The sequence below is a fragment of the Streptoalloteichus tenebrarius genome (assembly GCF_024171885.1).
Classification (GTDB): Bacteria; Actinomycetota; Actinomycetes; order Mycobacteriales; family Pseudonocardiaceae; genus Streptoalloteichus; species Streptoalloteichus tenebrarius.
Map to the genome: position 1 here is coordinate 22,474 of NZ_JAMTCP010000052.1, position 20,365 is coordinate 42,838.

18 protein-coding genes are annotated in these 20,365 nt (G+C 72.2%); 5 read left to right on the forward strand and 13 right to left on the reverse strand.

Translation table 11 applies throughout. The annotated features are described in order from the left end of the window. Window positions 1–173: 173 nt before the first annotated feature. The 5 genes from LX15_RS28290 to LX15_RS28310 all read right to left on the reverse strand — a co-directional run bounded on the left by LX15_RS28290 (window position 174) and on the right by LX15_RS28310 (window position 5,408). Window positions 174–770, reverse strand: coding sequence for a peroxidase-related enzyme (locus LX15_RS28290; protein ID WP_253673407.1), 597 nt, complete (start codon window positions 768–770; stop codon window positions 174–176). A gap of 37 nt (window positions 771–807) precedes the next feature. Further along, the gene (locus LX15_RS28295) at window positions 808–1,347 is read right to left on the reverse strand and encodes a hypothetical protein (RefSeq protein WP_253673409.1); all 540 of its coding nucleotides are present in this window, start codon (window positions 1,345–1,347) and stop codon (window positions 808–810) included. A 128-nt stretch (window positions 1,348–1,475) separates the two neighbouring features. Continuing rightward, entirely contained in the window at window positions 1,476–3,119 is a 1,644-nt protein-coding gene (mctP, locus tag LX15_RS28300) for a monocarboxylate uptake permease MctP (RefSeq protein ID WP_253673411.1), read from the reverse strand. Further along, entirely contained in the window at window positions 3,116–3,430 is a 315-nt protein-coding gene (locus LX15_RS28305) for a DUF3311 domain-containing protein (protein ID WP_253673413.1), read from the reverse strand. Before LX15_RS28305 ends, mctP begins: the two co-directional genes overlap by 4 nt. A gap of 337 nt (window positions 3,431–3,767) precedes the next feature. Next, on the reverse strand, window positions 3,768–5,408 hold the full coding sequence (locus LX15_RS28310) for a M4 family metallopeptidase (protein ID WP_253673415.1): 1,641 nt from the start codon (window positions 5,406–5,408) through the stop codon (window positions 3,768–3,770). Window positions 5,409–5,617: 209 nt separating this feature from the next. On the opposite strand from LX15_RS28310, the gene LX15_RS28315 reads away from it, so the two are divergent. Further along, complete coding sequence (locus LX15_RS28315) at window positions 5,618–6,514, forward strand: septum formation family protein (RefSeq protein WP_253673417.1); 897 nt, start codon at window positions 5,618–5,620, stop codon at window positions 6,512–6,514. Between the two features lie 222 nt (window positions 6,515–6,736). Further along, window positions 6,737–8,428, forward strand: a complete 1,692-nt coding sequence (locus LX15_RS28320) for an alpha/beta hydrolase (RefSeq protein WP_253673419.1) — start codon at window positions 6,737–6,739, stop codon at window positions 8,426–8,428. A gap of 119 nt (window positions 8,429–8,547) precedes the next feature. Here LX15_RS28320 and LX15_RS28325 read toward each other — a convergent pair whose 3' ends face one another. The 7 genes from LX15_RS28325 to LX15_RS28355 form a co-directional block, all read right to left on the reverse strand. Next, window positions 8,548–9,141, reverse strand: a complete 594-nt coding sequence (locus tag LX15_RS28325) for a sensor domain-containing protein (RefSeq protein ID WP_253673421.1) — start codon at window positions 9,139–9,141, stop codon at window positions 8,548–8,550. Window positions 9,142–9,422: 281 nt separating this feature from the next. Then, window positions 9,423–9,569, reverse strand: coding sequence for a hypothetical protein (locus LX15_RS28330; protein WP_253673423.1), 147 nt, complete (start codon window positions 9,567–9,569; stop codon window positions 9,423–9,425). A 223-nt stretch (window positions 9,570–9,792) separates the two neighbouring features. Continuing rightward, window positions 9,793–11,604 carry a phosphoenolpyruvate carboxykinase (GTP) gene (locus LX15_RS28335; RefSeq protein ID WP_253673425.1) on the reverse strand — a complete coding sequence of 604 codons (1,812 nt, stop codon included), beginning with the start codon at window positions 11,602–11,604 and terminating at the stop codon, window positions 9,793–9,795. A gap of 426 nt (window positions 11,605–12,030) precedes the next feature. Next, entirely contained in the window at window positions 12,031–12,789 is a 759-nt protein-coding gene (locus tag LX15_RS28340) for a DUF6802 family protein (RefSeq protein ID WP_253673427.1), read from the reverse strand. A gap of 621 nt (window positions 12,790–13,410) precedes the next feature. Beyond that, a complete protein-coding gene (locus LX15_RS28345; protein ID WP_253673429.1) occupies window positions 13,411–15,258 on the reverse strand; it encodes a dynamin family protein in 1,848 nt (615 codons plus the stop codon). Then, the gene (locus tag LX15_RS28350; protein ID WP_372502804.1) at window positions 15,255–15,725 is read right to left on the reverse strand and encodes a nucleotide exchange factor GrpE; all 471 of its coding nucleotides are present in this window, start codon (window positions 15,723–15,725) and stop codon (window positions 15,255–15,257) included. The genes LX15_RS28345 and LX15_RS28350 overlap by 4 nt, the downstream gene beginning before the upstream one ends. Continuing rightward, window positions 15,722–17,287, reverse strand: coding sequence for a dynamin family protein (locus tag LX15_RS28355; protein WP_253673431.1), 1,566 nt, complete (start codon window positions 17,285–17,287; stop codon window positions 15,722–15,724). The genes LX15_RS28350 and LX15_RS28355 overlap by 4 nt, the downstream gene beginning before the upstream one ends. 189 nt (window positions 17,288–17,476) lie before the next feature. Here LX15_RS28355 and LX15_RS28360 point away from each other — a divergent pair, with 189 nt between their 5' ends. The 3 genes from LX15_RS28360 (at window position 17,477) to LX15_RS28370 (ending at window position 20,007) form a co-directional block, all read left to right on the forward strand. Continuing rightward, window positions 17,477–18,037 (forward strand): hypothetical protein, encoded by a 561-nt coding sequence (locus LX15_RS28360; protein WP_253673433.1) that lies wholly within the window; start codon window positions 17,477–17,479, stop codon window positions 18,035–18,037. A 91-nt stretch (window positions 18,038–18,128) separates the two neighbouring features. After that, window positions 18,129–19,340: a sensor histidine kinase gene (locus tag LX15_RS28365; protein WP_253673435.1), complete on the forward strand. Its 1,212-nt coding sequence runs from the start codon at window positions 18,129–18,131 to the stop codon at window positions 19,338–19,340. A gap of 10 nt (window positions 19,341–19,350) precedes the next feature. Continuing rightward, window positions 19,351–20,007 (forward strand): response regulator, encoded by a 657-nt coding sequence (locus tag LX15_RS28370; RefSeq protein WP_253673437.1) that lies wholly within the window; start codon window positions 19,351–19,353, stop codon window positions 20,005–20,007. On the opposite strand, the gene LX15_RS28375 is transcribed toward LX15_RS28370, so the two are convergent. Next, on the reverse strand, window positions 19,971–20,365 hold a 395-nt coding region (locus tag LX15_RS28375), incomplete at its 5' end, for a hypothetical protein (protein WP_253673438.1). The two genes, LX15_RS28370 and LX15_RS28375, sit on opposite strands and share 37 nt — an antisense overlap.

Genomic DNA, 20,365 nt, shown 5'->3' on the forward strand with positions numbered 1-20,365 from the left:
GAGTTCTGTCAGCCCTCCATGAGACGTTCGAAGTGGGGGGTCCCCCTACTCAAGAGTTGTAGTAGGCGCACAGCGTTTTTGGTTGTGTTCCAACGGCGTGGCCGATGGTGGGCCGGAAGAACACCGGCCCACCCCGCCACTCACCGGACGAGCAGGGGGCCGGCGAGTCCGGGTCAGCCGCGGGGGAGTCGGCCCATCAGGTGGAACTCCGGGTTGGGCCGCAGCGCCATGAGGTGGGCCAGCCGGTTCGACATCGCGAAGAACGCGGTGATCGCGCCGACCTGCCAGATCTCCTCGTCGTCCAGGCCAGCCGCCCTGGCCGCCTCCAGGTCGTCCTCGACCAGCGCGGCCGAGTCGCCGGCCAGGACGAGGGCGAGGTCGACGATGGCCCGCTCCCTCGGGGACAGCTCCACCGCCCACGGGTTGGTCGCCACGAGGTCGGCCAGGTGCGGGTCCTTGCTCCTGATCCGCAGCACCGCCCCGTGCGCCACGACGCAGTACGTGCAGTGGTTGGCCCCGGAGGTGGCGACCACGACCAGCTCGCGCTCGGCCTTGCTCAGTCCGCCCTCGGTGTCCATCAACGCGTCGTGGTAGTCCATGAACGCGCGCAGCTCGTCGGGCCGGTGGCCGAGGGCCCGGAAGATGTTGGGCACGAAACCGGACTTCTCGGCCACGGCGTCGACCCGGCGCCGGAGGTCCTCGGGCAGGGCCTCCGGCTCGACGACGCCGAAGCGGCTCACCGGGTCGGGGATCTCAGGGGAGGCGGACATGTCCGCACGCTAGCCGGACGGGCCGGCCACGGCCAGGTCAGTTCGAGATCACGATCAGGAACGGGCCGGAGTGCCGGGCGAGCCCCTCCGGGGTCGCGCAGGTCGACGCGTCCTCCTCGCGGCTCAGCGGGAATCCGGCCTCCACCTGGTAGCCGGTGAAGTCGCCCCCGGTCACCGTTCCCTTCAGCGTCAACAACCGGACCCCCGACACGTCGCGCATCTCCGACTCGTCGGCCCTGAAGACCGTCTCGGTGTTGTCGCTCCACGTGAGCCTGCCCGCGAGGGCGGTCCGTCCGGTGGAGCAGGAGAGCAGCGCGGGCAGACCGTCGTTGCTGAGGCTGATCCTGCCCCTCCTGTGCGGGTCCGCCTCGACCGGGCACACGAACGTCCCGTCCCCGGTGACGCCCACCGGCCTCTCGGTGTCGTTCAGCCCGCCTGTGTAGAACAGGTGGATCGTTCCGGTGCAGCCGTGCCGGGCGGCGGCGTGTGTCGGGGTGGTGGGGACGGCGAGGGCGGCCAGCGCGGCCATCCCGGCGAGGGCCGTCCACCAGCTTCCGGCTCGTCGCAGACGCGTCATCACGCCCCCGCATCGGCAGGCGCGCCCCGGCCCCACAGCTCCTGTCACCTGAACGGGCCGGAACGCCGACGCCGGGTCCCCGTCGGCCAGGGACCCGGCGTCGGTGGCGGAACGGACGAGAGGCGACGTCAGTGCGCTCCCACCGGCTTGAGCCGGGGGTCGCCCTCGTCGGCGTGGTAGTCGCCGGGGTTGGTCTCGTCGGTGCCGTTGAAGACGCGGGTCCGGCGGAGCACCAGGGTGACCACGGCCGCGACCAGCAGGTTCGCCACCAGGGCCACGAAACCGACGTAGATCTGCACCTGCGAGCCGGCGAAGGGCCGCCAGCCGAGGACCGACAGCTCGCCCAGGGTCAGCGCCGAGCCGCCGAAGTGCGCCTTGCCGGCCGCCGGGTTCGGGATGCCGTAGAGCATCACGAAGCCCCACACCATGCCGACCACCCAGCCCGCGACCAGGCCCCACACGTGGAACCAGCGCGTGTAGAGCGAGATCGCCACGGCCGGCAGCGTCTGGAGGATGATCACGCCGCCGATGAGCTGGAGGTCGATGGAGAACTGCGGGTCGACGAACACGATGAAGGCGATCGCGCCGAACTTCACGACCAGCGAGGCGAGCTTGGCCTGCTTCGCCTCCTGCGCCGGCGTGGCGTCCTTGCGGAAGTACTCCTTGTAGATGTTGCGGGTCCACAGGTTCGCCGCCGCGATCGACATGATCGCGGCCGGCACCAGGGCGCCGATGCCGATGGCGGCGAACGCGACACCGGCGAACCAGCCGGGGAACTGCTGGTCGAACAGCACCGGGACGATGGTGTTCGAGTCCGGCCGCCCGGTCGCCTGGTTGGTCAGCGGCGACGACTTGGCGCTGATCGCGACGTAGCCGAGCAGGGCCAGCATGCCGAGCAGCAGCGAGTACGCCGGCAGGGCCACCATGTTCCTCTTGATCACCCTGCGGCCCTTGGAGGCGAGGATGCCGGTCAACGAGTGCGGGTAGAGGAACAACGCCAGCGCGGAGCCGAGCGCGAGGGTCGCGTACTGGAGCTGGTTGTTGCCGTTGAGCAGGATGCCGTCGCTCGGGGTCTTGGTCGCGTCGAACTTGGCCTGCGCCTGGTCGAAGATCGTGTCCCATCCGCCGAGCTTGCTGGGCAGGTAGAACACGGCCACCAGGATCACGATGTAGATCAGCGTGTCCTTGACGAACGCGATCAGCGCCGGCGCGCGCAGGCCCGACTGGTACGTGTACAGCGCGAGGATCACGAAGGCGATGAACAGCGGCGCGTGGCCGAGGAACCCTGAGCCGTTGAAGCCCATGGTGCGCAGCACCGCCTCCAGCCCGACGAGCTGGAGCGCGATGTAGGGCATCGTGGCGATGATCCCGGTCAGGGCGACGAGCAACGCCAGCAGCGACGAGCCGTAGCGGCCCCGCACGTAGTCGGCGGGGGTGACGTAGCCGTGCACGCGGGAGACCGACCACATCCGCAGCAACGGCAGGAAGACGATCGGGTAGAGGACCACCGTGTACGGCAGGGCGAAGAAGCCCATCGCCCCGGCGCCGAAGATCAGCGCCGGCACCGCGACGAACGTGTACGCGGTGTAGAGGTCACCGCCGACGAGGAACCACGTGATCCAGGAGCCGAACTTGCGGCCGCCGAGGCCCCACTCGTCGAGGTGGTCGAGGCTCGCCCCCGACCGCCACCGGGCCGCGACGAAGCCCAGCACGGTGACGAGCAGGAACAGCGCGCCGAAGACGACGATCTCGGTCCACTGGAGGTCGTTCACCGGCGGTCGCTCCCGTTCCCGTCGTGCTGGGTGGCGCTGTCGAGGTCGTCGACCGACAGCCGGTCGGGCTGGTCGGTCCGCACGGGTTCGTCCCTGGTCCTGACGTAGACCAGCCCGACGCACAGGACGCCGAGGGGCACGAACAGGAACTGGAACCAGTAGAAGAACGGCAGCCCGAACAGCCGGGGCTGGTCCTGGTTGAACATGGCCGTGACCAGCATCAGCAGCGGCACCAGGAGCAGCAGGTTCCAGGCGTTCCAGCGCAGCCCGTTGCCGCCGTGGTCGGCGCGTGGCGGCGAACCAGTGGACATCGGTCTCCCTCTCGGTGGCGACCCTGGCCGGGGGACGCCCGGCCGACCCCGCCGGGGCGGGTGTGTCGCGGATGTTAGGCCGACATGTTGGCCACGTCACCTGTTCGGGTGGATGAGAACCCCCGGGTGGTGCCCAAATTGTGACCACATGTGTCCACGATTCGGGAGAACAGGACTCAATTCACCCGTCTTCCGTATCGGCTGTCCCCCGAGAGCAGTCACAGAGCACCCGACGCAGAGACCGTCCGATCTCCCTCCGGTCAGGACGCGAACGCGCCGGCCGTCACCCGTGTGACGACCGGCGCGTTCACCCCTCGACCACGGCTCGCGCCCTGGCTCAGCCCTGGCGGCGCAGCTTCGCGGTCATCTCGGTCGCGGTCACCACCCTGGCGACCTGCGCGCAGTCGTCGCTGGTCGTGCCGGCGACACCCCCAGCGGCGTTCTGCCGGCAGGCGGTGTTCAGCGCGGTGCCCAGCTCGGCGTAGTCCGCGCCGGAGGTCAGCAGGTTCTGCACCGACCACCACAGCGCGGCGGACTTGTCCATGCCGATGCCGCGCACGCGCTGCCCGTTGAAGCTGCCGCCGTCGGCGATCAGGGCGGCCGCCTTGTTGCCCACACCGCTGTTCTTGTGGACGAAGACGCTGTTGTCCCTCGCGGTCTGGTAGCGCGGGTACCAGAGCGAGCTGCCCTTGCGGTCCGGATCGTTGTACGCCGGCGGGTTCGCCATGTCGCGGATGACGCCCAGGGCGGAGCCCTCGCCCATCTTCCACCGGTTGGCCGGGGTGTCGTCGGCGCTGCCGTTGGTCAGGTCGACGAACTCGCCGAAGATGTCCGACAGGGACTCGTTGATCGCCCCCGACTCGCCCCGGTAGACCAACCCGGAGACGTGCTCGGTGACACCGTGGGTCAGCTCGTGCCCGGTGACGTCGTCGGTCGTCACGCCCTCGCCGAAGACCATCTGCTGGGCCTGCGGCGACCAGAAGGCGTTCTGGTACGGGCAGCGCTCGCCGGAGACGCAGACCCGGACCGTGGCGCGCAGCGCCTTGCCGGCCCCGTCGCCGTAGTCGACGCCGATCAGGTTGGTGAGATCCGTGCCGACCTTGCTGGCGTAGAACTTCGCGGTGTCGCCGAAGAAGTCGTAGACCTTGTTGACGTCCGCGACCGACGAGGCCGGGCCGCCCTCGCGGCGCGTGACCCGGAACGCGGTGCCGCACCGGAAGGCGCGGTCGTCGTTGCCGTCGACGGTCCTGCGGTTGGCGTCGCAGACCGCGCGGTTGACCGCCTCGTGGGTGTCCGACCAGGTGGCGAGCGCGGCCTTGGAGCCCGCGTCCACCACGACCGTCCACCGGTCCTCGGCGTTCTTCCCCGCGACGGTGACCTGGAACGCCGGAACCGCGTCGGCCGCGCCCTCCGCGCCGAGCAGGCTCGCGTCGTACCAGTACGGCTTGGTCTCGGCCACCCGCAGGTCCGTGACGCCCTGGCCGGACTCGGCGGCCACCCGGTCGAGCGCGGACCGCGCGGCGCCCTCAGCCGCGGCGGTCCGGTCGGCGGGGAAGGACCCGGCGCGCCCACGCGTCGTCCTGCCGTGCGCGGAGACGAGCGCGCCCGAGGTGTCGAGCACCTCGACGACCTGGCCGCCGAGCACCGGGACGCCGTCGATGGTCTGCTGGAGCCGGACGACCCCTCCCGCGGGCGTCGTCCGGCTGCTCAGCACGTCGAGGGAGCCCACGGTGGCCCCGAACTGCCCGGCGAGCCGGGCGGCGTGGGCGCTCCCCGCGGCGCGCAGGTCGCCGTGGCCGGACGGCGCCGGCCTCGGGCTGCGCGGGGTGACCTCGCGGGTGCGGCCCAGGTCGTCGACCTGGACGTCCGCGTCGGAACCCGGCGGGGCTGGGGCGGCGAACGCGGGCTCCGCGGCCGCGACGACGCCGAGGGCGAGGGCCGTCGCGAGCAGCGCGGCACCTCGTCGGGTACGGGACATGCGTCACTCCAAAGAAGCAACAGAAACAGCAGGGAGTCACTATTCGTGACGTGTGGGTGATCATGTCCAGGCTTTCGGGGTACGCACACCCGTCATTCGTCGGGTGAATTGCGACTAACGGCGCAGGACCGGGCGAAGCAACCACGAACCGTTGATCACCGATATGACCCATTCGTGGGGAGCCGGCCCGGCGGTACGGTCGGAGCCGGATGATCACGGCGCGACGCGTTACCCCGGTCCGCGCCCTGGCCGCGGTGCTGGCCACCGTCCTGGCCACGGCGTCGGTCGTCTCGTGCTCGGGGCCGGTCGACGGCACCCCGGTCGCACGTCCGTCCACAGTGGAGGGTTCTTCCCCTGTCCAGCCGACGTCCTCGCCCACGGCGCCCGTCCTCGGCGGGGCCACGCCCCGGGTCGGCGGCTGCCTGCGCGGGAACGACTACGACGAGGTCCCCTGCGACCAGCCGCACGAGGGCGAGGTGACCGCGACCGACAGCCTCCCGGGGACGCTGCCCGCCACGCCCGACGACGCGACGGTGCGGCGCGCGGCGTTGCCACGGTGCCGGCAGGCCGCCGTGGAGTACCTGGGCAGCGGCGACGTCGACGCCACCCGGCTGCGGTCGTGGGCGTTCTGGCCCTCCGCCCGCGACTGGGCGTCGGGCCAACGCTGGCTGGTGTGCGCGGTGTTCGAGGCCGGCGCCGACGACCGGCCGGTCGGCCGCACCGGCTCCCTGCGCGGAGCGCTCACCAGCGGCTTCGACACCTACCAGCAGTGCACGGCCGGCTCCCCGAGCCGGGACGACCGCCTGGTCACGGTCCCCTGCGACCAGCCCCATCTCGCCGAGGCGGTGCCCGGGGTGCTCACCCTGGGCGCGGCGCACGAGTCCCCACCGGACGCGGACCAGATGACCCAGTCGGCGCAACGGCACTGCGCCCAGGCCGTGACCGGCTATCTCGGCGCGGCCCGATCCGACGTGCTGGTCTCGTGGCGGCTGCCGAGCGCGGCGAGCTGGTCGGAGGGGTTCTCCGTCGCCGTCTGCTACGTCGAGACCGCCACCGCGGTGAAGGCGCGGCTGCGCGGCGTCGGGACGAACCCGCTCCCGTCCTGACCACCCGGCCCCGACCCGGCCCCACTGATCACCCAGCTCGGGTTCCCCCGTGCGCGGCCACTCGTGAGGGCAGCCGGGCGGATCCCGCGGCTCCAGGACTGGCCGAATGACCGACCGTGACCCCACTTCCGTCGCTAGTCCCCCGACACCGTCCCTCGATGGGCTGATGGTGTGCCCGGCCGACCGGCCGGACCGCCGCCAAGCCGACATCGAGGGAGGATCATGCGGAGGCTCTTACTGGCCGCCACAGGAGTGGTGGCCACCGCGAGCGCGCTCCTCACCACCGCCCCGTCCGCGACGGCCGCGCCGGACGCCACGCCCGGGGTGCCGGACCGGTACCTCCACCAACAGATCACCTGGAAGCCGTGCTTCCCGGACCGGCTCCCCGACGGGGCGTCGCCGGGGTCCGAGCGCCTGGAGTGTGGCTCGTTCAGCGCGCCCCGCAACTGGGGGAGACCGGACGAGAAGGTCGACATCGTCGTCGCGGTGAGCCGACTGCGCCCGGCGAAGGGGGAGCCCCGGGGCAGTGTGCTGACCAACCCGGGTGGTCCCGGCGGTCCCGGCCGCACGCTTCCGCTGGTGTTCCTCCAGCAGAACCGCGCGAAGCTGCTGGACAACATGGAGATCGTGGGCATCGACCCGCGCGGCACCGGTGAGAGCAGCAACGTGAGCTGCGGCGGTGGCAGCGAGATCGGCGCCGGCCTCGACCCGAGGGACCGGAGCCAGGGCAACATCGACCTGATGCTCGACTCGGCGGCGTTGGCCGCGAAGTTCTGCCAGACGAAGTCCGGCGAGCTGGGCCGGTACGTCACCACCGAGCAGACCGTGAAGGACCTCGACCTGCTGCGGCACCTGCTCGGCCGGGAGAAGGTGAGTTACGTCGGCTACTCCGGCGGAAGCTGGATGGGCGCGTACTACGCGACGTACTTCCCGAACCGAGTGGACAAATTCGTCCTTGACTCCAACACGGAATTCACGACGACCTGGCAGAAGTCGTTCGCGTGGCAGCCGAAGGGCTTCGAACGACGGTTCCGCGAGGACTTCCTTCCGTGGGTGGCGCGGTACGACGGCGTGTACCACCTCGGCACCACGGGCGAGGCGGTGCGCCAAACATACGAGCGGGTCCGCGCGAAGCTGGCCGAGCAGCCGGTCGACCTCGGACAGGGCACGACCATGAGCGCCCCGCTGCTGGACGACACCCTCGCGAGCGGCATCTACGGCAAGACGGCCTTCCCCGACCTCGCCGACGCGCTGGCCCAGCTCAACACCCTCGTGGAACGGCCGGCGACCGAGCAGGCGCGGGCGGCGGCCGCCGCCGTCCGCCAGGCGCTGCCCCGCCTCACCCGCGCGGCGCTGCCCGGCGTGCTCCCGGTGTCGGCGGACGCCTTCCCCGCGACCTTCTACAACATCACCTGCAACGACACGCCAACCACCGCCACCCGGCAGTCGCTCATCCGGGACACCGAGCGGAGCGGGAGGAAGTACCCGCTCATCGGCTGGCGGAAGATCTCCGACGTGTGCGCGTTCTGGAAGCGCCCTGACGTGCACATGCCCACGCCCGACGGGAAGGGCGTGCCCCCGGTCCTGATGGTGCAGTCCGTCAACGACCCGGCCACGCCGATGGAGGGCGCGAAGCGGGCGCACGAGGCCTTCGCCAACTCCCGCATGCTCACGGTGACGGCGGAGGGCGACCACGGGATCTACTCCGCCGGGAACGCCTGTGTCGACGAGGTCGTGGAGAAGTACCTCGTGGACGGGGTCGTCCCGGAGCGCGACCTGTCCTGTGCCGGCACCCCGCTGCCGGAGCCGAAACAGGCCGGCGCGCGGGAGAAGCGCTCGGTGGCGCCGGAGGCGGCGAACCCGCTGCTGCTGCACGCGCAGCTCAGGGACCTGATCGGGCCGATGCCGCGCTGAGCGGACGGAGGGCTCCCGCCGAGGCGACGGGAGCCCTCCTCGTTCCGCGTGCCCCCTGTGGTTCCCGGAAGTGCCCGGAGGACAGGGGAAACAACCGCCGGAGCGGCGAACGCGAGTGATCAGAGCAGGCGGCGCGCCACCCAGCCGTGCGCGTCGGTCACCAGCCGGAGGAGCCAGGGGGACGCCAGGATCGCGAGCACTCCCAGTCCACTGTGGACCAGGACCGCTCCCGTCCACGTCGGCCCGCCCCACGCCGTGGACAGGTCGACGCCCCACATGACGAACGGGTAGCTGACGCCCCGCGCGGCCATCGCCCCCAGCAGGAGGACCACCACGCCCTGCGACGCGCCCAGGGGCAGGGCCAGCAGCAGGTAGAGGAGTTCCCTCCACCGCCGCCCGTCGCCCAACGCGCGCCACGGCCCTCCGGAGGGCGGTGGTGGATCGGCCAGGGCGGCCCCCAACAGCACCCGCGCCCGGGTTCGCTCCAGGCTCGCCAGGAGCCGCGCCAGCGCGAGAACGGCCAGGAGCACCACCAGGCCCACGAACACGACAGCGGTCCCCACGCCGACCCCGAGCCCGACCAGCAACACGGGGAACCACAGCAGGGCGAGCGGCAGGGACAGCACGGCGAAGAGCAGCCGCCGACCGAACGCCCGAACACCGGGGCGTCGCCAGACCACGGTCTCGCTCCGCACCAACGGCCAGTACCACATCGACACCGCTTCCCCCCGGCGATCGCACCTTCGACCCCACGCTAGGAAGCCGGGGCCGCCGGGAGAACCCGGCTGGCGGCGACGCCGGCCGGGGGTCAACCCCCGGTGTCCCCCGGGGCGGGCCGGGGGTGGTTCGCCCGCGGGGGCAGGCGCGTCACCATGGGCGGGAGCGTGGACAGAAGCACGGGCGGAGGCTCACGGAGGACAGGACAAAAAGCGGCGCCGGGGTGCCCCTCCCCCTGACGGGCACCTCGACGCCGCTTCCGTTCCCGGTCCTCGCCTCAGGCGCACCAGGCGCTGGGCCGCCCCCGGTCCGGGACACGGTCCTGGTCCTCCTCGCTCCTCCGGTCGGCGCGGTCGGGCGTGACGATCACCATCACGACGGCCGCCACGGACAGGACCAGCATCGCGAGTCCCGCGTTGACCATGGCGCACCTCCTCGCGGGTCTCGTTCCTGCCTTCTCCTGACTGCGTTGCCCGGGGACCGGTGAGGACCTGTCCCCCGACAGTGAGGAGCATGGCCCCGCCCGCCAGATACATCTGTGACTCAGATCACAGAAAAGGGGACGCCCCCGGAACCGGACCGGTCCCGGGGGCATCCCCCTTTCCCACGGCTCCCCGCGGCGGACGTGCCCGCGGGTGCGGTGGCGCTCAGCCGAGGCGCTGCTTCAGCGCCTCCAGCTCGTCCCGCAGCGAGGTCGGCAGCTTGTCGCCGATCTTGGCGAACCACTCCTCGATCAGCGGGATCTCCGCCTTCCACTCCTCCGGGTCCACGGCGAGCGCGGCCTCGATGTCGGCCACCGGGGCGTCGAGGCCCTCCAGGTCGATGGCCTCGGCGGTCGGCACGTACCCGATGGGGGTCTCCACGGCGGGGGCCCTGCCCTCCAGCCGCTCCACGACCCACTTCAGCACCCGCGAGTTCTCGCCGAAGCCCGGCCACAGGAAGCGCTTGTCCTCACCCCGCCGGAACCAGTTGACGTAGAAGATCCGCGGCAGCTTCGTGGCGTCCGCGCCCTTGCCGGTGTCGATCCAGTGCTGGAAGTAGTCACCGGCGTGGTAGCCGATGAACGGCAGCATCGCCATCGGGTCGCGGCGCACCACGCCGACCTGGCCCACGGCCGCGGCGGTGGTCTCCGAGGACAGTGTGGCGCCCATGAACACGCCGTGCTGCCAGTCCCTGGACTCGGTCACCAGCGGGATGGTGGTGGCCCGACGGCCGCCGAACAGGATGGCCGAGATCGGCACGCCCTTCGGGTCCTGCCACTCCGGGGCCACGATCGGGCACTGCTCGATCGGCACGCAGTACCGGGAGTTCGGGTGCGAGCTGAGCTCCTCGCTGTCCGGCGTCCAGTCCCGCTTCTTCCACGAGGTGAGGTGCGCGGGCGGCTCGCCCATGCCCTCCCACCAGATGTCGCCGTCGTCGGTGAGGGCGACGTTGGTGAAGACCGAGTTGCCCCGCTCGATGGTGCGCATCGCGTTGGGGTTGGTCTTCCAGTCCGTGCCGGGGGCGACGCCGAAGAAACCGTTCTCCGGGTTCACCGCGTACAGCCGGCCGTCCTCGCCGAAGCGCATCCACGCGATGTCGTCGCCGAGCGTCTCCACCTTCCAGCCCGGAATGGTGGGCTCCAGCATCGCCAGATTCGTCTTGCCGCAGGCGCTCGGGAAAGCGGCGGCCACGTAGTAGACCTTGTTCTCCGGCGAAATGAGCTTGAGGATGAGCATGTGCTCGGCGAGCCAACCCTCGTCCCGGCCCATCACCGAGGCGATCCGCAGCGAGTAGCACTTCTTGCCCAGCAGGGCGTTGCCGCCGTACCCGGAGCCGAAGCTCCAGATCATGCGCTCCTCGGGGAAGTGCGAGATGTACTTCGTCTCGTTGCACGGCCACGGGACGTCCTGCTGGCCCGGCTCCAGCGGCGCGCCCACCGAGTGCAGGCACGGCACGAAGTCGGCGTCGTCGCCGAACCGCTCCAACGCCCTGGCGCCCATCCTCGTCATCACCCGCATGGAGACCACGACGTATTCGGAGTCGGTGATCTCCACGCCGAGCATGGGCTTCTCGGCGTCCAGCGGACCCATGCAGAACGGGATCACGTACATGGTGCGGCCGCGCATCGAGCCCCGGTACAGCTCGGTCATCGTGGCCTTCATCTCGTCCGGGTGCATCCAGTTGTTCGTCGGCCCGGCGTCGGCGGGGTCCTGCGAACAGATGAAGGTCCGCTCCTCCACCCTCGCCACGTCGCCGGGGTCCGAGGCGCACCAGAACGAGTTCGGCTTCTGCTCCAGCCGCACGAACGTTCCGGCCTCGACCAGCTTCGCGGTCATCCGCTCCCACTCGTCGTCCGAGCCGTCGCACCAGACGACCTGGTCGGGGGTGGTGAGTTCGGCGACCTCACGCACCCATGCAAGCAGGCGCTGGTGCGTGGTCGGTGCTTGGTCGAGACCAGGGATGGTCAGCGCGGTCATCTCGTCTCGTCTCCTGACTGGGCGCCACAGCCCGTGCCGCACGCCGGCTCCACCCAGGGGAGATCGGCGACGCCGCCGAAAACACCGAAAGCTTCGCCCCGCCCGGGTGGGACGGGCGTGCTGGGAAAGGGATGTTTTGCAGGTTAGCCCCGGGCAGGCCGGAAAACCGACGGCCACCCTGTCGCTTCTCTCACAAGAACGATCAGGGAATCGATTCAGGGCCGGCCCGATGACTGAGAACGGGTGAACCCCAAATGGGTGCGACTCGCAACACAGAGGGCGTGCGGGGCCGCCGGAATGGGCATCTCGGACACGAGCGAGGGATGCGTGGGCGGGGCGGGAGACAGCGCCCGGCCCCGCCATCGCGACGTGCGGTGGCGGGGCCGGGCGAAACTCCTCACGCGTGAGGCGCGGCGGGGTGAAAGCTCAGATCCACCGGCCGGTGACCGGGTCGACGCTCACGGCCGAGCCCCCGGTCGACCCCGTGCCGGCGGGCGCGGTTCCTGACTCGGACCACGCCGCGTCCGACCAGGCGGCGTCCCCGGCCGGGTCGGCGGCGTCGCCGGCGTCGCCGGCGTCGTCGGCGTCGTTCCCGGAGAAGGCGTCCTTGCTGTAGGTGCCGTCCTTGTTGATGTGGCCCTGCTCCACGACCTTCCAGTCGCCGTGGCCCTGGTGCTCGCGGATGGTGACCTTGCCGTCCTTGCTGATCTCCGTGGCGGCGTCCGCGTCGCCGTCCCCGTCGGTGTCGGTGAACAGGATGACGTCGCCGTCGTCGTCCCTGACCACGGTGGTGTCGGCCTTGCCGTCCTGGTTGAGGTCCTCGGTGGCCGGGCCGACCGTGCGCTCCCCGTCCCTGGTCTCCACCACCATCGCGGAGCCGTCGCGGCTGGCGGTCTCCCGGTGGTCCCCGCCGCCCCCGGCCTTCCCGGTGTCCACCCACTGGCCGCTGCTCGCGTCGAACCTGGCCTGGCCGACGACCCTGCCCTGGCGGTCGAGCATGGTCAGGACGTCGGCGTCCCCGTCGTGGTCGGTGTCGGTGTAGGCCAGGTACCCGTCGTCGGTCTGGACCATCGCGGTGTCGTCGACACCGTCGTGGTCCTGGTCGTAGTTGGCCTCGGCCGTGAACTCCTCGCCGTCAACGGTGATCTTGAGGTCGCCGTCGCCGCCGTCGTTCTCGATGTACACCAGGTCCCCCTCAGGGCGTCGGGCACCACGCCGTCGGGTGCGGTCTCGTCCTTGCTCCGCCGGTTGGACTCACGGTAGGGGGCCGGGGTTCCCTCGCGGAACAGGGGGCGTCCCGCTCACTCCGACGGCGGCGCCAGCCGAACGACCTCCCCTGGTGTTCGCCGGTCTCGGGCCGAGTCCTCGCCGGCGGCGACGTGTGATCCGGGGTGAGGCTTCGGCGGCCGTACAGGGGAGCCCATTGCTGGGCGACCGCATGTGGGAAGCCACTTCCTGCTGGGACCACTTTTCGCGTGGTGTCAAGGCATTCACCGAGATGAGCGACAGAGTTATCCACAGGCTCCGGAGTTGTCCACAGCGGAGCCGAGTGAGGTCGATCCGCGGGGTGTGCGGCGGTAGGCTGGAGCAGGGCTCGCCCCCCAGGGCGGGTGGGGGCTGTCCTGAGGTGGGTGTGCCGGGCTCGCGCCTGGTGGGAGCCGGAGGCGGCGGGCGGCCGCGGGCGGCATGAGTGAGGGTCCCGTTGGGGACGGGCCACGACGAACCGTCGGTGTTCGGCTTCCTCGGTGCTCCTGGTCGTGTTCCGGCCTGGCGGAGGAACGGCCGCGAGTCAGGAACGGCCGCGGCTCAGGAGCGGTCGCGCAGCTCCCTGATCCTGGCCAGCAGTGACTCGACCCGTTCCCGGCCGGACTCCGCCTCGCCCAGCCGCCTGTTCACCACCTGGAGTTCCTTGGCGCGCTCGGCCGCGTCCATCTTCAACGCCCTGTCCACCTCGCGCAGCTCCGCCTCGATGGCGTCGATCCGCCGGCCCAGCGCCTCGTCCAACGCCAGCGAGAGCTGCTGCTCGGCCTCGATGAGCTGCTCGGCGACCAACTGGTCCAAAGTGGACCGCGCGTCGGCGATCGCCTCGGTCAGCCACTGCTTCATGTGCTGCTTGTCCGCGGCGTGCCGCCGGGTGCGGGCCATCCACCACCCGGCCCCGAGGCCGAGCGCGATGGTCACCGGCAGGACGAAGGGGTTGAGCGCGGCGACCCCGAGGCCGGCCAGCGGCAGGGCCGCGACCCGGCCGGCCCCGAGACCGCCGGAGATGCCCATGAACACCAGGAGCTTGTCCTCGGCCGTCGGCGGGCGCTTCTCCGGGGGCCGCAGCACGACCGGGGGTTGCGGCGCCCTGGCGAGCTGCGCGCGGATCACCGCCAGCTCGTCCTCGGAGAACAGCTCGGCCAGCGCCGCGTCCGCCACCCCGCTCAGCCTGGTGGCGAGCGCCCCGCTGACCCGCGCCGACGCCATCTGCAACGCCGCGTCCACGTGGTACGGGAGCTGGGCGAGCTGCTCGCGGTCGGCGCCCTCGATCGCCCGGCGGAACCAGGACTGCACGTCCAGCATCTGCCGGGCGACCTCGTGGCTGGTCTCCACACGGCAGCGCTGCACGGCGGCGCGCAGCCGCACGTTCCAGCCCCGCGTCGACGACCGGCGCTCCGAGGTCAGCTCGTCCCGCCGAGTCCGCAACGCCTCGGCCTCGTCCTCGCCGGTGGTCAGCACGCGGCGGTCCGACTCCAGCCGGACCACCAGCTCGTCGAGGGCCGTCGCCAGCGCCCGCAGCGTGTTGGCCTCGTTGAGCATCACCGAGCGGCCGACCACCAGCTCCTGCAACGCGGTCTGGAGCTCGGCGACGCCGGAGCGCCCGCGCAGCAGCGCGGCGGCCTCCTGGTTGGGCGCCTTCCCCGCCATCTCGGCCATCCTGGCCGACACCGGGTGGAAGGTGGCCTCGGCGAACCGGGGCGCGTGCTCGGCGAGCAGCGCCCGGTTGGCCTCCAGCACCTGGCGCCAGCCCCGGTACTGGTCGGTCTTGGTCAACGCGAAGACGACGGTCTCGACCCGCTCGCCCACGTTCCGCAGGAACCGCAGCTCCCCCTGGGTGAACGGCGCGGACGCGTCCACCACGAACAGCAGCGCCGTCGCGTGGGCGGCCGCCTCGACCGCCAGCTCGCCGTGCACCTCGTCGAGCCCGCCGACGCCGGGAGTGTCGATCAGCCGGAGGCGCTCCAGCAGCGGGATCGGCGCTCCGACCCGCACGTGGCGCGGCGGGAGCTGGCCCTCCGGCAGCTCCCTGCCCGCCGACACCCACGCCGGGAGCTGCTCCAGCGCGAACGGGACCGGCTCGACGTCACCGGGGTAGCACGCCTGGGCGCGCCACTCGGTCGCGTGCTCCAACACCAGATAGACGGCGGTGGCCACGTCGGCGTCGACGGGGGACAGGCCCGGGCTGGCCAACAACGCGTTGACCAGCGAACTCTTCCCCCGGTTGGTCTCGCCGACCACCACGACGGTGGGCTGCTCGGGCCGGGCGGCGCGCACCTCCTCCACCCAGTCCGCCGACCCGGCCCCGGCCTCCCTGAGCAGGCCGACCAGCCGCTCGCGGGTCTGCCGGACCACCTGGGGCAGGGTCGGGGCGTTCGGCGCGGGCGCGGTCACGAGCCGGTCCTCGCCCGGTAGACGGTGACGACCGGCGCGCGCAGCAGGTGGCCCCTGTCGACGAAGCCGACCACCTCGGTCTCGGCGATCACGCCGTCCAGCCCGGGGTCGTCGGTCGGCGTGGTGCCGCCCGCCTCGTGGTGGGCGGGGTCGAACCGCTCGCCGTCCGGGCGTACGGCGAGCACGCCCACCCCGGCCAGGCCCTCCTCGATCCGCTCGGCGACCCCGGCGCTCCTGGCCCTGTCCCACGCGTAGACACAGAGCTGGACCAGCGCGCGGCGCTCCGCCGCCGCCCGACTCGCCAGCTCGGCCCCGCCGGCCGCACCGCCCCGGTCCAGCGACTCACCCGACACACCACTCGGCTGCACGTCCCGCACCCCGTGTTCGACGTCGGCGGCGGCGCCGGGGTTCCGTCCGGTTCCGCTCTCCTCGCCCCGGTCCCGTCGTCGGCGCCACCACCCGCTCACGTCGCCCCCCGTCCCCTGAGCTGCTGCCAGATCAGGAAGTACGCGCGGTGCACCACGTGGGCGATGCGGCTCTGCGCCGGTGTCGCGCCGAACGCCGCGAAGGAGCGCCACCACCCGGCCCGTTCCAGGGCGTAGGCCTCCCACTCGTGCGGCGGGCGTCCGGGCAGGCCGAGCTGCTCGCCGGGATCGGCGCTGCTGCCGACCCGCAGCACCTCCTCGGCCAGGTCCTCCGGCATCACCACGGCCCCGGCGGCGACCAGCGTCAACGCCTCCAGCAGCCGGAGCTGGTGCGCCTCCGGCTTCGCGAGCAGCACCTCGATCGCGTCGTGCACCCGCTGGCGCTCGCCGGGATCGCCGGAGGCGTGGGCCAGGGCGGTCACCGAGGCCAGGGCGGCCGCCGCCTTGATCCCGTCGGCGCGGGCGCGGAACACCGCGTCGAGCCGGCCCCGCACCCCGTCCAGGCCCGAGGCGTCGAGCAGCCGACGCCGCAACGCGCCGGCCGTGATCGCGGGCTCCGCGTCGAGGATCTCCAACGCGCGGCGGACGCCGTAGAGGTCGAGGCGCTCCAGCAGCCGGGCCCTGGTGCCGGCGGGCACCGCGCACTCCCAGGTGGCGAAGAGGTCCGCGGAGATCAACATCATCTCTCTCGTGGCCTCGTCCAGCTCGGCGAGCTGCCGCAGCGCGTCGGCGTCGGCGGAGGTGAAGCCGCCGGTCTCCGCGGTCTCGGCGAGCAGGCCGATCACCGGGAGCACGTCGGCGACCCTGGGCTTGAGCGTGCTGGCCTGCTTCTCGGCGAGCAGGGTCGCGGCCCGCCACACGTCGCCGTCGGCCCCCTCGACCGACTCGGGGGCGATCGTGTCCGCCTTGTTCAGCACGGCGATCGCGTTGACCGGGCCGGCCTCCCTGCTGGCCGTGGCGGCGGTGAACGCGGCGAGCGCCTGGTGGTCGTCGGAGCGGACGGCCTGGGTGACGACGTAGATCACGGCCTCCGCTCCGGCGACCGCGTTGCGCGAGACCGGGTCCAGCTCGTCGTCCCCGCCGCCGTTGCCGGCCTCGGCCCGCGCCGCCCCGAGGAGCTGCTCGGTCCTCGCGACCGAGGCGGCGTCGAGCGAGCCCAGCCCCGGGGTGTCGATGACGGTGAGATCGCGCAGCACCGCGTTCGTGAGGTAGGCCTCCAGGTGCGAGACCTCGTCGACGGCCACGCCCAGCTCGGCGGGGATCATGCCGTGGGCGTCGAACGGGAGCACCTGCTTGCGCCCGTCGGTGAACACCACCTCGACCCGGTCCACGGTGCCGTACTGGAACCGGGTGACCAGGCGGGTGCACTCGCCCACGTCCGTCGGGGCCACGCGTCGGCCGATCAGGGCGTTGACCAGCGTGGACTTGCCCGACTTGATGCGGCCGGCCACCGCGACCTGCAACGGGGCCGACAGGCGGCGCAGCACCTCCCTGAACCCCGCGGCGGTGCGGTCGCAGACCTGCGGTCGCAGCCGTTGGCAGAGGTCGGCCACCGCGGCCGACAGCGGACCGGCGAAACGCTGCTGGTCGGTTGCCGTGCTCACCCGTACGAACCCCTCGCCGATCCGGCCACCCGTGGCGTCTGCGAGGGGCATCGTGCCACGCCCCGCCCGGTTGGCGGTCCACTCCCCGGGGGATCTTGCCGGGGAACGGCGGCGCCGGGGTTTGTCGGACCGGCCCCGCCGGGTAGTTCCCCGCCGACGCATCTCCCCTCGATAGGGCTGGAGGCCGTCGTGGACGACGCGACCACTGGTTACCTCTTCTTCCTCCTGATCGGCGCGTTACTCGTCCTCGCCGTCGGCCGGCTGCTCGCCAGGAGCGGCCGCACCGTCCTGCACGAGGTCTTCCCGGAACGCGACGCGGCGCGGTCGGTGAGCCGGCTGATCGCGGTGCTGTTCCACCTCGTCACGCTCGGGCTCCTGGCGCTGATCGCGATCTGGGACCCCTCGGCCGACGACCCGACCCAGGCGCTGCTCGCGAAGTTCGGGGTGCTGCTGCTGGCCCTGGGTCTGACCTACGGGATCACCCTGGTGGTGCTCAGCCGGGTCCAGACCCGGCGGCGCGACCAGCTCCTCGCCGAGCACCTCACCGCGCAGACCGAGGCCGCGCTGGAGCTGGAGGAGGAGCGCGCGCACGCCGAGGGCGGCGCGAGAACGCCCGACGGGTCGGTCGTGCGGCCGGTCGCCGAGGCGCGCCCGGTCGTCGACCCGGCCGCGCCGGCGCCCAGGACGCCCCGGTCGGCGCCCTCCCCCGGGCACCGCACCCTGCCGCCCGACCTGGCCCCGCCCACCTGAGACGGGCCGGACCGGGTCCGACGTCGGTCGTAGGGCCATCTCAGCCCCTGGACCGACGCACCCCCTCAGCCTCCGCACCTAACCTCGTGGGGTGCGGAGGCTGAGCTTGTGGTTGCGCGCCCACCCCTGGGTGGGTGACTCGCTGCTGGCTCTCGTGCTGTTCCTCTTCGACCTCGCCAGCAAGCGGGGCAGCCAGTACGACCCGGTCACCGAGACGTTCGTCCAGGTCGTCAGCGCCAGCGACTACATCCTCGGCTCGTTCCTGCTGGTCGGCCCGCTCGTCATCCGGCGGAAGCGGCCGGTGCTGGCCGCCTACGTCACCCTGTTCGGCGGGATCTTCGTGCTGGTCACGCACGGGCCGTTCGCCGCGCGCATGGGGGCGTTCGCGCTGGCGATCATGCTCTACACCCTGCTCACGCACGCCACGCGGCGGGTGGCCGCCGCGTACGCGGCCTGGCTGCTCCTGGGCACCCTGCTCTTCTCGATCGCCATGGCCAGGGAGTACGGGCTGGCCACCGCCCCGTTCACGGTCTTCTTCCCGGTGCTGATCTTCGCCGTGTTCTGGATGACCGGGGAGTTCGTCGGGGCCCGCAGGGCCTACCACGCCGAGGTCGAGCAGCGCCTGCGCATGCTGGAGCACGAGCGCGACCAGCAGGCCAAGATCGCCGTCGTCGAGGAGCGCAACCGGATCGCGCGGGAGCTGCACGACGTGGTCGCGCACGCGGTGAGCGTGATGATCGTGCAGGCCGACGGCGCGTCGTACGCGCTGAAGACCAGCCCGGAGACCGCGGGCAGGGCGCTCGCGACGATCTCCGACACCGGCAGGAAGGCGCTGGGCGAGCTGCGCCGGCTGGTCGGCGTGCTCCGCAACGACAGCGAGGGCAACGCCGAGTACGCCCCGCAGCCCGACGCCAGCGCCCTCGGGGAGCTGGCGGAGAAGATGCGCCAGGTCGGTCTGCCCGTGCGGCTGACCATGACCGGCGACCTGTCCGACCTGCCGACCGGCGTCGGCCTGACCGTCTTCCGCCTCGTCCAGGAGGCGTTGACCAACACGCTGAAGCACGCGGGGCCGGGCGCCTCGGCCCAGGTCGTGGTGACCAGGGCCGAGGACGGGGTCGAGGTCGAGATCGTGGACGACGGCCTCGGCACGGCGAACGGCTCGCTGGTCTCCGGCGGCAACGGGCTGATCGGCATGCGCGAGCGCGTCGCGGTCTACCACGGGACGCTGGAGGCGGGGCCGAGGCCGGGCGGCGGGTGGCGGGTGCGCGCGGTTCTGCCCCTGTCGAGGGAGTCCGCGACGTAGGCTGCTGGGCATGGTCCGGGTGCTGCTGGTGGACGACCAGGAACTGATGCGGATGGGCTTCCGGATGGTGCTCGACGCACAGGAGGACCTCGAGGTCGTCGGCGAGGCCGGCGACGGCGCCGAGGCGGTGCGCAAGGCCGCCGAGCTGCGCCCGGACGTGGTCCTGATGGACGTCCGGATGCCGGTGCTGGACGGGGTGGAGGCGACCAAGCGGATCGTCGAGGAGGAGACCGCGAAGGTCCTGGTGATGACCACGTTCGACCTCGACGAGTACGCGCTGGCGGCGCTGCGCAACGGGGCGAGCGGGTTCATGCTCAAGGACACCCCTCCCGCGGACCTGGTGTCGGCGGTGCGCGCGGTGGCCAGCGGCGACGCGGTGGTCTCCCCGAGCGTGACCAAGCGGCTGCTGGACCGGTTCCTCGGCTCGGGCGGCGGCGAGCTGCGCGACGCGAACGTGCTGGACGTGCTCACCGAGCGGGAGCGCGAGGTGCTGGTGTTGATCGCCAAGGGGCTGTCCAACACCGAGATCGCGGTCAAGCTCTTCCTGTCCGAGGCCACGGTGAAGACCCACGTGGGCCGGATCCTGTCCAAGCTGGACCTGCGGGACCGGGTGCAGGCGGTCGTGCTGGCCTACGAGACCGGGCTGGTGCGGCCCGGCGAGAGCTGAGCGTCGGAGCCGAGCCCGGCCGGCTCCCGAGACGACCGGGACGACCCGCACGGCTCAACGGCCAGGACGGCCAGGACGGCCAGGACGGCCAGGACGGCCAGGACGGCCAGGACGGCCAGGACGGCCAGGACGGCCAGGACGGCCAGGACGGCATGGTGACCGCGGCGCGGGCGGAGGCGGACGCGGTGGGCAGGGGAGGGACCGCCCCGTGGTCCCTCCCCCGCCGCACCCTTCCCCCAGGGCATGGCCCCCGTCCCCTGGCGGCGGTCGCCCCGGTCGGTTCCGGTCGCCGCCGCCCGGGGTTCCTCAGCGGTAGTTCTCGGGGTCGACGTCGACGGCCCGCCGGAACGCGGCCTCG

Coding starts and splice junctions, on each gene's coding strand:
- LX15_RS28290 (WP_253673407.1), bottom strand. CDS start 770: ATGTCCGCCTCCCCTGAGATCCCCGACCCGGTGAGCCGCTTCGGCGTC.
- LX15_RS28295 (WP_253673409.1), bottom strand. CDS start 1,347: ATGACGCGTCTGCGACGAGCCGGAAGCTGGTGGACGGCCCTCGCCGGG.
- LX15_RS28305 (WP_253673413.1), bottom strand. CDS start 3,430: ATGTCCACTGGTTCGCCGCCACGCGCCGACCACGGCGGCAACGGGCTG.
- LX15_RS28310 (WP_253673415.1), bottom strand. CDS start 5,408: ATGTCCCGTACCCGACGAGGTGCCGCGCTGCTCGCGACGGCCCTCGCC.
- LX15_RS28315 (WP_253673417.1), top strand. CDS start 5,618: ATGATCACGGCGCGACGCGTTACCCCGGTCCGCGCCCTGGCCGCGGTG.
- LX15_RS28320 (WP_253673419.1), top strand. CDS start 6,737: ATGCGGAGGCTCTTACTGGCCGCCACAGGAGTGGTGGCCACCGCGAGC.
- LX15_RS28325 (WP_253673421.1), bottom strand. CDS start 9,141: ATGTGGTACTGGCCGTTGGTGCGGAGCGAGACCGTGGTCTGGCGACGC.
- LX15_RS28330 (WP_253673423.1), bottom strand. CDS start 9,569: ATGGTCAACGCGGGACTCGCGATGCTGGTCCTGTCCGTGGCGGCCGTC.
- LX15_RS28335 (WP_253673425.1), bottom strand. CDS start 11,604: ATGACCGCGCTGACCATCCCTGGTCTCGACCAAGCACCGACCACGCAC.
- LX15_RS28370 (WP_253673437.1), top strand. CDS start 19,351: ATGGTCCGGGTGCTGCTGGTGGACGACCAGGAACTGATGCGGATGGGC.